Annotated in this window: 10 protein-coding genes; 9 read left to right on the top strand and 1 reads right to left on the bottom strand. The window is 45.0% G+C overall.

Translation table 11 applies throughout. From position 1 onward, the window contains the following. The first annotated feature begins 62 nt into the window (after positions 1 to 62). On the top strand, positions 63 to 248 hold the full coding sequence (locus tag NKT06_RS19875; RefSeq protein WP_253438455.1) for a hypothetical protein: 186 nt from the start codon (positions 63 to 65) through the stop codon (positions 246 to 248). 233 nt (positions 249 to 481) lie between these two features. Here the strand turns inward: NKT06_RS19875 and NKT06_RS19870 are convergent, their stop codons facing one another. After that, positions 482 to 1,402 (bottom strand): LysR family transcriptional regulator, encoded by a 921-nt coding sequence (locus tag NKT06_RS19870; protein WP_253438452.1) that lies wholly within the window; start codon positions 1,400 to 1,402, stop codon positions 482 to 484. Positions 1,403 to 1,779: 377 nt separating this feature from the next. Here NKT06_RS19870 and leuC point away from each other — a divergent pair, with 377 nt between their 5' ends. The 8 genes from leuC to NKT06_RS19830 all read left to right on the top strand — a co-directional run bounded on the left by leuC (position 1,780) and on the right by NKT06_RS19830 (position 12,092). Beyond that, positions 1,780 to 3,201 carry a 3-isopropylmalate dehydratase large subunit gene (gene leuC, locus NKT06_RS19865; RefSeq protein ID WP_253442662.1) on the top strand — a complete coding sequence of 474 codons (1,422 nt, stop codon included), beginning with the start codon at positions 1,780 to 1,782 and terminating at the stop codon, positions 3,199 to 3,201. Between the two features lie 31 nt (positions 3,202 to 3,232). Further along, positions 3,233 to 3,835: a 3-isopropylmalate dehydratase small subunit gene (leuD, locus tag NKT06_RS19860; RefSeq protein ID WP_091028995.1), complete on the top strand. Its 603-nt coding sequence runs from the start codon at positions 3,233 to 3,235 to the stop codon at positions 3,833 to 3,835. A gap of 503 nt (positions 3,836 to 4,338) precedes the next feature. Next, on the top strand, positions 4,339 to 5,745 hold the full coding sequence (locus NKT06_RS19855) for an N-acetylmuramoyl-L-alanine amidase family protein (protein ID WP_253438449.1): 1,407 nt from the start codon (positions 4,339 to 4,341) through the stop codon (positions 5,743 to 5,745). A 258-nt stretch (positions 5,746 to 6,003) separates the two neighbouring features. Continuing rightward, positions 6,004 to 7,413 (top strand): N-acetylmuramoyl-L-alanine amidase family protein, encoded by a 1,410-nt coding sequence (locus tag NKT06_RS19850; protein WP_253438446.1) that lies wholly within the window; start codon positions 6,004 to 6,006, stop codon positions 7,411 to 7,413. 35 nt (positions 7,414 to 7,448) lie between these two features. Next, complete coding sequence (locus NKT06_RS19845) at positions 7,449 to 8,126, top strand: GerMN domain-containing protein (RefSeq protein ID WP_253438443.1); 678 nt, start codon at positions 7,449 to 7,451, stop codon at positions 8,124 to 8,126. A 72-nt stretch (positions 8,127 to 8,198) separates the two neighbouring features. Continuing rightward, positions 8,199 to 10,937 (top strand): S-layer homology domain-containing protein, encoded by a 2,739-nt coding sequence (locus NKT06_RS19840; RefSeq protein WP_253438439.1) that lies wholly within the window; start codon positions 8,199 to 8,201, stop codon positions 10,935 to 10,937. 163 nt (positions 10,938 to 11,100) lie between these two features. Continuing rightward, positions 11,101 to 11,796: an endonuclease III gene (gene nth / locus NKT06_RS19835; RefSeq protein WP_253438436.1), complete on the top strand. Its 696-nt coding sequence runs from the start codon at positions 11,101 to 11,103 to the stop codon at positions 11,794 to 11,796. Positions 11,797 to 11,819: 23 nt separating this feature from the next. Next, complete coding sequence (locus NKT06_RS19830) at positions 11,820 to 12,092, top strand: hypothetical protein (RefSeq protein ID WP_017687779.1); 273 nt, start codon at positions 11,820 to 11,822, stop codon at positions 12,090 to 12,092. The last annotated feature ends 155 nt before the right edge of the window (positions 12,093 to 12,247 follow it).

Raw genomic sequence — 12,247 nt, 5'->3', positions numbered from 1 at the left:
TGTTTATTCTTCCAGGGCGCGGGTAATGATAACTATCCCGTTACCAAGGAGATGATCAATCAATGGACAACCATGTGAAAGATACGCTCAGGAGACTGGAACAGGATAACACAAGGGAAGATCACTTAAGGGCATTCTTAGAGAATGGAGCAGGAGGGCTATCACCGCCTGATTCAACTGTTCAGGACGAAGGCCGTATCATGAATCAGCAAAACAGGCTGACAAGCGATCGTAATTTGCGAAAATAAACCGCCACACATGAAGTTTTCTTATGTACGTTTCTACATTAACATTATAAATTAGCATGAAAGCTAAACAACTTAACAAGCAACATTGTACTCTAACCAGTTACTGTGATCGCGATGTAAGAACTCTATCCTGCGGATGCGGGAAACGAGTATATGACAAAGGCTTGGCCCATTAGGGTCAAGCCTTTGTTTTGGTTCTGTATATATGTCACCATACCTATAGGAGAAATTCCTTAGTCTCCCTTGGACAATTCGGCCACCGTTTGTTGAAACGTATGGATGAATGCTTCGGCTGCCTTCGACAGTACTCTTCCTTGACGGTAAGCCACAACAAGTGTTCTGCTGGGAGTTGGCTCAGCAAGCGGTACGTACACAGGTACGAATTCACTGCGCGGCGCACGGGCAATGAAGCGTGGAACCAGTGTAATGCCCATCCCTGTGGCGACCAGTGACTGAACGGTTTCAATATTTGTGCTCTCGAACACAACTTGGGGATCAAAACCGGCCTGCTCACAGAGATCAAATGTAAGTTTGCGGAAACCCTGTCCTTTTTTCAATACAACAAATGGTTCATCGCGAAGCTCTTCAATGCGCACAGGAAGCGGATTTTCCGGATCTGCCCTGCGTGCCAGAGGGTGATTCGGGGGAACCGCCAGATCAATCCGTTCTTCGCCAATAGTTACATAAGACAAGCTTGGTTCTTGTAAAGGAAGAGATAACAGGCTCAGATCAGCTTTGCCGCTTGCTGTCAATTTCTCAAGCGTAAGCCCGGAGTCTTCCAACAAGGTGACTTCAATCTCGGGATACGCTTGTTGGAACGCAGGAAGCACGTGGGGGAGCAGGTGTGAGCCAGTGATGGGCATGCTGCCCACAACGACTTTACCTTTGCGAAGCTGTGAGATGTCTGACATTTCCTGACGTAATAACTCCATGGCATCTACGATCTTCTGGGCTTGCTCCACAAAAGTAACACCCGCATGGGTTAACTCTACGGTGCTTGTATTACGCTGAAACAGCAGTACTCCCAATTCTTTTTCCAATTTGGATAATTGCTGGCTTAATGAAGGTTGGGCAATATGCAGTTTTTCTGCTGCTCTGGAGAAATTGCGTTCGGCCGCAATTTGCAGCGTATATTGAAGTTGTCTGAATTCCATCGTCATTGGTCATTCCTTTCGTTATGCCACCATTATATCACTACAGATAAAGAAATCATTCTCTTTGCCGAAACTACCGGTAAACTCTAAAATCAGGAGGCGGCTTCTTTATTTTGTATAAAAACATTGACAGCGAAGAAGCGGGAACGTACTATAAGACATATATGATAATGATAATTGTTATCAATTGAGACCTCAGCTGTGAGCAGTGGTTTATTTGTCATTCTCTTATTATAGGTTAAACCTATTACATCTATAGATATTATATCTTGGAACAATGAAGGACGGGGTGATATATTTATGTCATTCAAGAGCTTCACTTTTTAAAGAAAAACAGAGGCTCTTCCAAGGACCGAACTTATGATGAGGTGAAAATGATGAGTAAAAAAACGATGTTTGAGAAAATTTGGGAAAATCACGTAATTCATCAAGAAGAAGGCAAACCAAGCATTCTGTATATCGATCTGCATCTGGTGCACGAAGTAACTTCTCCGCAGGCATTTGAAGGACTTCGTCTGAGTGGACGTAAAGTTCGTCGCCCTGAGTTAACATTTGCAACAATGGACCACAACGTTCCAACCAAAGACCGCTTCAACATTACAGATCCAATCTCCAAGCAACAAATTGATACACTATCGCAAAACTGCCGTGATTTCGGCGTGAAGTTGTATGATCTGGACACGGTTGATCAAGGCGTTGTACACGTTATGGGACCTGAACTGGGTCTGACTCACCCGGGTAAAACGATTGTATGTGGTGACAGTCATACATCCACACACGGTGCGTTTGGCGCACTGGCATTCGGAATCGGAACAAGTGAAGTTGAGCACGTTATGGCGACTCAATGTTTGCAACAAGCGAAAGCTAAAACAATGGAAGTTCGTTTTGTCGGCAAACGTAACCCGGGTGTTACCGCGAAGGATATGATCCTCGCAGTCATCGCCAAATATGGTACAGATTTTGCAACAGGTTATGTTATTGAGTACACAGGCGAATCCATCCGTGAGTTGAGCATGGAAGAGCGTATGACGGTCTGCAACATGTCCATCGAAGGTGGAGCAAGAGCAGGATTGATCGCTCCGGATGAAACAACATTTGAATATCTGCGTGGACGTGAATACGTACCAGCGGGTGCGAAGTTTGATGAAGCTGTAGCAGGATGGAAACAGCTTGTAACCGATGAAGGTGCGGAGTTCGACCATGTGGTTGAAATCGATGTGGAAACATTGATTCCGCAAGTAACTTGGGGAACAAGCCCAGGTATGGGAACCGACATTTCTTCGAAAGTTCCTGTTCCGGCTGAATTGCCTACAGAAAACGAACGCAAAGCGGCTGAAAAAGCGCTTGAATATATGGGACTTGAACCGGGAACACCAATCGCCGAGATTCCAATTGATTATGTATTTATCGGTTCTTGCACCAATGGTCGGATCGAAGATCTGCGTGCAGCTGCAAAAGTGGCTAAAGGTCACACGGTATCCAGTCAGGTTACAGCAATTGTTGTACCAGGTTCAGGACGAGTTAAAATCCAAGCAGAACAAGAAGGTTTGGATAAAATCTTTACGGAAGCTGGATTTGAATGGCGTGATGCGGGATGCAGTATGTGTCTGGCGATGAACCCGGATGTATTGAAGCCAGGACAACGTTGTGCTTCGACGTCCAACCGTAACTTTGAAGGACGCCAAGGACGCGGAGGACGTACGCACTTGGTATCTCCGGCAATGGCAGCAGCAGCAGCGGTTAAGGGTCACTTTGTGGACGTACGGGACTGGAATTTCAAAACAGAAGCAGCGATCTAATCTATAACAGACAGAAGGGAGAACGTTTAATATGGAAGAATTCAAAACATTACAAGGCATCGTTGCACCGGTAGACCGGGTCAATGTAGATACAGACGCAATCATACCGAAACAGTTTCTGAAACGGATTGAACGTACCGGATTTGGACAATTTTTGTTCTATGAATGGCGTTTTGATGAAGAGGGCAACAATAATGCTTCCTTCGAAATGAATAAACCTCGTTATGAAGGGGCATCCATCCTGATTTCACGCGCCAACTTTGGCTGTGGATCTTCCCGTGAGCATGCGCCATGGGCAATTATGGACTATGGATTCCGTTGTGTCATCGCTCCATCTTTTGCAGATATCTTCTATAATAACTGCTTTAAGAACGGAATCTTGCCAATTAAGTTGTCAGAAGAGCAAGTTGAAGACTTGTTCCAACGTACAGCTACACATGAAGGCTATGAGATGAATGTAAATCTGGAGAACAAAACGATTACTGATGCATACGGATTGCATATCGATTTTGATCTGGATGAGCATCGTCGTCAATTCCTTTTGCAAGGACTGGACGATATCGGTCTCACTCTTCAACATGATGACGAAATCGCTGCGTATGAGCAACGCCATGCGGCAAAACTGTTCGGTTAATCGCTAAATTAGCGTACAGCAGAAAGCTTCTGCCTCGCCATAGGAACCTTGTTCCTATGGATGAGACAGAAGCTTTTTTTTGTAATTTCAGAAGCTAAATTAGCTTAATAAGTCAGCTATACATAGAAGTCCTGATCCTTCTTGGTGGAATACTTCATCAGATACTCCCTGTCATTCTTCCGTTCTCTGAATCAGTTTTTTTGTAATACTGCCTGTTCCGATATATGTATATTCTGAAGTTACATTAATAGATGGAATTTCATCAATTTATGACATCACTGATACGAAATCGATACACATTCATGTAAAAGAGATGATGTTCTTAAATGTGATCTGCTTTTTTATCTTATTTCCGACCGAATATGACAACGTTGTAACCGGATGAAGGGACAATATCTGATAAACTGATTAGTAGATTATGGAAGGTTACATAGCGCCATTGATGTTACGCTGCAGAGAATCAGGTCGGATGTTCAAAAGACAAAAAGAATGGTGGATGAGGTATGAAAAAATGGTCGGCAGCAGTCGTTTTTCTTCTGTTCCTATGTTTATTTCCAGTCATGGCCCATGCAGACACCACTCCCTCGATTGTACTCGACGGTGTAACCATTAACCAGCAGACGGGAGCACCTGCCGAAAATATCGGAAAGACGGTCATGGTTCCGATTCGAATTGTATCGGAGAATCTGGGTTATAAGGTGAAGTGGGAGAAGGCAACTCAGTCAGTCCAGGTTCAAAAAGGAAACAGCACAATTCAAATGACGGCTGGGAAAGATGCAGCTACAGTGAATGGAAACGTGGTGAATCTGGATTCGCCTCCACTGATCAAACAGGGAACGACGCTTGTTCCGTTACGCTTTGTTGGGGAAGGCATGGGTCTGCGTGTTGGTTGGGACAATGGAACCAAGACAGTAAGCCTATTTAGTATTCCTCCCGTAGTCGGAACGGAAGGTGACAGTGACCCCGTCGAGGCTCCTGTCCCGGATGGTCTGACAGAGCTTCAAGGGATCAGCTTCAGCGGAGATCGGTTGATTGTAGCAACAAACGGGAATATCAGTCCCAAAGTATCCAGTATAGGCGGGCCAGACCGTATTATAGTTGATCTGCCTTCAGCCACTTTCTCTCAGGAATTCATTCAGGGACAAGCCTCTAACGCGGATGGCAGTGGACAGATTCTCGTTACGGATTCATCATTAGTTTCCAAAGTCAGGTATGCCATGTTCAGTAAATCGCCTTCTACCGTGCGTGTCGTTCTGGATCTGAGTCAGTCGGCTACAGCCAAATGGTCTGTTGGAGATAACAATGTCTTGCTCGTTGACCTGACAGCCACGAGTGGAGAACCTACAAGCCAACCGGCATTACCTACGAATGATGGCAAAACCATTGTGGTCATTGATCCAGGACATGGTGGTCGTCAATCTGGTGCAGTAAGTTTGTCAGGAGCTTATGAGAAGGATTTCAATCTGGCTGTAGGGCTGAAGGTACAGGCGATCCTTCAACAATACCAAAATATTCAAACGGTCATTACACGCCAGGATGATACAGAGCTTTCACTCAAACAGCGAGTGGATATTGCTGAATTGAATAAGGCAGATGTTTTTGTGTCCATTCATGGAAACAAATTCACAACACCCGTACCTAACGGCGTTGAAACGCTATACAGTCGCAAGGAAAGCAAGACTTTGGCTGATACTCTTCACAAATATGTCTTGCCGATAACAGGGCTCAAGGATCGTGGGGTTAAAACGGCTAGCCTACATGTGACCCGTGAAACAACCATGCCTGCTGTGTTACTTGAATTAGGTTTCTTAAGTAACCCGTCAGATGAAGCAGTCATGCTCACAGAAGAATACCAGGACAAATGTGCACAGGCGATTGTGGACGGAATTGTTGAATTTTTGGGACTGTAAAGTGAATTGTGCGCAAATATGAAGGTTAGGGTAGTACGTTGTTTAGAGATGTATATTTGATAAATAAGGAAAAAATAAGACATTAAAATGTAAAAAAAGCTTGATCTGACAACGTTTTTTTTCTGTTATGTTGGAATATATTCGCAACTTTTGAGAGCGAGGGGCGTCTAATAGGTGTCTGGTAATGCCCAAACGGTCAGTCGGAGTTGAAAAATGACAACATGCGGCAAAAAAATATGAGAATGGTAGGGGTGAAGGATGAAGAAGTTCGGTTTTTTGGTACTGTTATTTGTCTTTGGGCTCGTATTCCCGGGCTATAGTCACGCAGCAACAGACACGAAAATTATCCTAGACGGAAAAGAAATCGTACAGCCATCGGATGCAAAAGCGGAAATTATCAACAGCAAGGTGATGGTTCCGATCCGGGTTGTGTCCGAAAATCTTGGATATAGCGTGGAGTGGAAGCAGCAAACGCAAACGGTGACTATCAGCAAAGACAACACTGCCATGCAGATGATTGTTGGACAGAAGACGGCAACGGTGAACGGCAGTAACGTAAACCTGGATGCCCCGCCACTCGTTAAAAATGGTACTACGCTCGTACCTCTCCGATTTATTGGTGAGGAAATGGGTCTTAAGGTGGGTTGGAACAATACCACGAAGACGGTAACATTAGTTACCCAGAATTCAGGTTCCGGAAACGGGACAACCACACCTCCGAACTCTGGCAATGAAGGCGGAGGATCGGATCAGGAAGGTCTTGTACTGGTGAACGGCATCAGCTTCAGCGACAACCGCCTCATGATAGCAACAAGCGGAAGTACGAAGCCGAACGTCTTCACGATGACAGGACCAGATCGAATCGTTATAGACTTGCCGAATACCGCATTTGCTGATTCATTCAGTGAAGGACAGGCTCTAGACAGCAACCAGAATGGACAACTCGTCGTTAGCGGCTATCCGGATGTGTCTAAGATTCGTTACTCGTTATACAGCAACAGTCCATCCACAGTTCGTTTTGTGATCGATCTGTCCAGTTCGAAAGGGTACAGTGTGCAAAATGATTCCGGACTGATCATGATTAACCTCGACAATCAAAGTGGTACACCTGCTCCTCCCGTTGGGAATAATGGCAAAAAAGTTGTCGTTATCGATGCAGGTCACGGAGATCATGATCCTGGGGCAATCGGTGTAACTGGTAAACGTGAAAAAGACTTCAATCTGGCAATGGCTCTGAAAGTGGAAGCCTTGTTGAAAAAAGAATCCAAAATTGACGTTGTGTTAACGCGCAGCGATGATACCTTTTTGGCATTGAAAGAACGTGTGAAGATTGCACAAGACATAAAAGCGGATATCTTCATCTCCATTCATGCTAACAGTGGCCCTACTGCTGCGAACGGTGTAGAGACATTCTACACACGCTCCAACAGCAAAGCACTTGCTACAGTGATGCACAAGTATCTTTTGCAGTCATCCGGACTGAAAGATCGTGGAGTGAAAACGGCAAGTCTCCATGTTACCCGTGAAACGACAATGCCAGCAGTTCTGCTGGAAGGTGGATTCCTTAGCAATAAGAGCGACGAAGCAGCCCTGTTCACGGAGAGTTTCCAGAACAGTGTTGCCAAAGGTATTGTTGCAGGAATCAAGGAGTATCTGGGAATTAAATAAGGGACAAGCCCTTATGTTGAGGAGGCGGAGTTAGAATGAACAAGAAAATATGGATTGCAGCCTTGCTGGTAACGGTTATGGCAGTAGCTGCTGGATGTGGAAGCAAGCCAACAGCTGCTCCGAATCAGACGCAAGGCGCAGAAACTGAAAACAATGTGACCGAGGTTGAAGGCGAAACAATTACCGAACCGGTAACTGCTGAACCAGAAGAGAACACAACACCAACAGAATCCACGGAAGGCAGTTCGGAGGAAACGACTACAACTACTCCGCCAAGCGAAACGTCTACGGACACGCCAACAACTTCCGAAAGTAATGAAAAGAAAACGATCACTGTATTCTATACGGATGAAGAAGAACTGGAGTTGCACAAAGCTTCGGCAGAGATTTCATACGCATCGGATGATGCCAAATATAAGGCTGCCTTTGAATCACTGCAACAGAGCAAAGATGCTAAACTTGTCCCGCTGTGGTCTAAGGACATTGAATTGAAGTCTGTTCAGTTCAAGGATGGAGCTCTTACGCTGGATATTCACATGCCAGATACGGCACGTCTTGGAGCAGGTGGAGAGTCTTATGCGTTGGATGCTCTAAAACAAACTTTCTTCCAGTTTGATGAAGTAAAATCACTTGATTTACTGGTGGATGGTCAGCAGACCGAGAGTCTGATGGGCCATGTGGATCTTGAACATCCAATGACAAGATCCGAATAGGCTGTACAGCATGCTGTTGTACCGTGAATCTACGGAATATGGGTCGTTTTACATGAGAGAGGGGAATCATAGGTGACTTTTAAATATAACAATCCATCACACTCTAAAAAAGTAGTATCAGCCGTGCTTGCAGGCATGATGGCCCTTAGCGCCGGCGGAGCTGCCATGGCAGCAGAATCAACAGAAACGGGGCAGGGTCAGACTGCTGCGGTAACGAATACGGCTGCACCAACTGGTTTGTTCAGTGACATCAAGGTCGGATACTGGGCCGAGAAACATGTGTACAAACTGGCATATCAAGGCATTCTTCTCGGTAATAACGGCCTGTTCCGTCCAGGAGACGCGGTAACACAGCAAGAAGCTGTAACGATGGCAATCCGTTTTATGAATCAAGAGGGCCAGTTGAAGACCGACTCGGCTGCGGCATTACCGACAAACATGGAAGTGGGAAATTATTTCAAGCCATATGTCGCGCTGGCACTTCAACTGGGACTGATTGACAAGACGGAAGAATCAACGGTGGATGTATCCAAGACATCATGGGGGCAAAAGCCGGCTTCACGGGAATGGATTACGAAATTGTTAATCCGCTCATTGGACAAGGATGCTGAAGCGAAGGCGCAAAACAATCAATCTACCGGATTTGCTGATAATGCAGATATCTCTGAAAGTGGTAAAGGTTATGTCAATCTGGCTGTTAGCCTGGATCTGGCCAAAGGTGTAGAAGGGAACAAATTCAATCCAACTGGTTCCGTAACCCGTGCTCAACTCGCTACCTTCTTCAGCCGTGGCGAATCGTTGACGGATACAGCGTACCCGAACACATCCACAGGTTATGTAACTGGATTGAAAGATGGGCAGATCACGCTGGTAGTGGACGGCAAAGCCGTTAACTTCGCAGTGAACAGCAGTACGCCTTACTTTACGAAAGACAGTGAGACGCGTGCTTCATCCACAGATGTGAAACTATATACAAAAGTTATGGTTGTGGGTTCGGCAGGTGGGGCTTCCTATGTGGAAGTGGTTGATGCTACACCACAGGTGGAAAGCGTTGAAGGTACATTTGCACGTTCATTGTCTGGCAACAAGATTGGTATCTTTGTGGGCGAAAATTACGAAACGTACAGTTATGATGAGGGAACTGCATTCATCGATCAGAATGGTAATGCAATCAAACTGTCCGATATTACGGCAGACAGCGTCATCGAAGTACAGCGTGAGACATTCTCGGCTGACAAAAAAACAGTCGCTATTCGTGTGAAATCCGGCATTGTGAACAAGAGTGACAATGGCGTAGTAGCTGAAGTATCTACTTCAGGCAAAACCATTAAACTTGTCAATGCAGCGGGTGCTACCGAGCAGTTTGCATACAATGACAATCTGCTTATCACATATCAGAACCGTATCCTGTCAGTGGCTGATCTCAAAGCCGGAAGTGCCGTGAAATACACCGTTAAGGACAGTGTTCTGCAAACGATCGTATTATCTCAAGGTGTAGAGCAATCTGTACGCGGAACACTGGTTGAGATCGGTGGTAACCAATCCACGTTAACGTTCAAACGTGAAGGAGGTTCACTGGAGGCAAAACTGCTGACTGAAAAGCCGGAAGTCATTATCAATGGCATTCAGGATGCAACGCTGAATGATCTCATCACGGATGCAACGAACGGGGATCAGGTGGAATTGACATTAAACTCTGATGACCAGGTAACGCGTATTCAGGTCATTGGACGACAGATGGAACCTATGAACGGGGTAACGGTTGTATCTTACAATAGTAAAACAAAGGTACTTACCGTGTTGGACAACAACAAAAAACCGTTTGTATTTACATTGGATGAGAAGACTAAGCTGGATTACAATACGACCAAACCTACATTGTCTGGTCTGGAGTCACTCTTAAACGATGGTCGCAAATTGGATCTGACATATGTGGGAACACGTGCATTGTCCGTTAAAGTGATTTATAAGTACGAAGGTACGATCAGCAACATTGATACTTCTGGCAAGAAAATCAGTTTGTTGTCCGGTAATCAGACGATTACAGTGCCTTATTCAACAGTTCCTACAGTTGAGATGTATAACAAATCCGGCGCAGGTCTGGGAGATTTGAAGATTGGTGACAAAGTTACCATAACGCTTGGAGCAAATCAGGATGTAGTACAGAAGGTTGCACTGAACACCGTGGCTCAATTCGAAGTGGTTGCCTTGGAAGCAAATAGTCGTATTCGAGTAAAATCCGATCTGTTGACAAGTCAGTTCTACGTGGATCAAGCGGTACTGACAGGAGAGAGTGGTCAGACGATCACGCCTTCACAGCTGACAGCAGGCAACCTGATTAATGTAACGTTTGAAGGAGCTACGCCAAAAGCGGTTCAAGTTGTGAAGCGTACGCTGGCTGAAGTTACAGCGGTGGATGCTTCATCCGTAACACTCAAGCAGTTTAACGGCCAGACTGAAACTGTGCCTGTTAGCGGTTCGGTTAAAGTCGTAAAATCGGGCTCCACATTAACTTCACTGACTAGTCTTACGGTCGGGGATCGTGTGGAAATGACAAAAGATACGGATAATTCCACACGTTTCAGAGTGCTGACTGTCATGAGTAAACAATTCTGGTCTTATGATGGCGTGGGTAACCAGATTTTGGTTAAACGGGAAACGACAGCAGACACAAACTATCGTTTTGCACTCGGCTCAAGTGTATTTGTTCACCAGGGTGACAATACTTTAAGCGTGCAATCTCTCAGAGATAATGATAATATTGTATTGTATCTCCTGAACAATGTGATTATGGAGATTCAAAAACAGTAATCGTTTCTTTTCGAGGATCAAAAGAATGACCGTCTTGATACGGGATCTTTCCCGCATCAAGACGTTTTTTTTGCAAGCTTTTTGAGGTCCCCGCAAAGTACTCGGATGAAGCTTCGAAGTAAGGCTCCGCAGAGTGGAGTCATTTTGTGGGAGGTAGCTCTTCATGAATGCAGCAACGGTTAGGCATATACTCGAAACTATGGAAGCAATGTTTCCTGATGCACATTGCGAATTAAATCACAGCAATGCATTTGAATTGACGGTAGCTGTCCTTTTGTCTGCCCAGTGTACCGATGAAACGGTGAACAAGGTAACCGCAGATTTGTTCCAGAAGTACAGAAGCCCAGCAGATTATCTGGCAGTTCCTCTCGAAGAGCTGGAACAGGATATTCGGCGAATCGGTCTGTACCGGAACAAGGCCAAGCATATTCAGAACATGTGCCGAATTCTAATAGAGCAGTATGGCGGTGATGTACCGCAGGAACATGATCAGCTTGTGACGCTACCAGGTGTCGGGCGGAAAACCGCGAATGTAGTTGTTTCCAATGCGTTTGGAGTACCGGCAATTGCGGTAGATACTCATGTTGAACGTGTATCGAAGCGGCTGGCGCTTGCAGGGTGGGATGACTCCGTACTTGAAGTCGAAAAGAAACTAATGAAGCGCGTACCTCGGGATGAGTGGACTTTAACTCACCACCGATTTATATTTTTTGGACGCTACCATTGCAAGGCACAGAACCCTGCGTGTCATATCTGTCCATTGCTGGACATATGCAGGGAAGGGAAAAAACGTATGAAAACGTCCCAAATCAGGAAAGATAAGGAACGTGTCATCACCCGAAAACGAAAAATAAATTAATGAGCAGAAAAGGATGAATAATCATGAAATGCATTTCCGTGTACACTGACAATTTTGAGGCTTTCTCCGATATTTTTGAACAAATCGTTGAACAGGAAATGGCTGAGAATGAAGAAAAAGAAGTAGAAGGCATCACAGTAAGCCATTCTGGCGATGTGCCTGAACATTATCTGGAGCGTATGTCCGTTAAACCAGAAGTTGTGGTTATGAGAGACAAAGGCAGAGACATCACAATTCTGCAACATGGACAAGTATTTGAAATCTTGCTTCCTTCCATGGAGAACGCAGTTTCCTAAGAATTGATTAAGCTATTGGTTCTGTTGTATTAAAGAGTAAACAGTATGCTAAATACCGAGTATAGTATGAAAGATAAAGCCGACTTGTTCGGTTTTATCTTTTTTAAATTATAGATTTATATGTTCTTAACGCAGCTGAACAATTCGATAATTGC

This window comes from Paenibacillus sp. 1781tsa1 (genome assembly GCF_024159265.1).
Classification (GTDB): Bacteria; Bacillota; Bacilli; order Paenibacillales; family Paenibacillaceae; genus Paenibacillus.
This window is presented reverse-complemented; position numbering and strand designations above follow the sequence as displayed.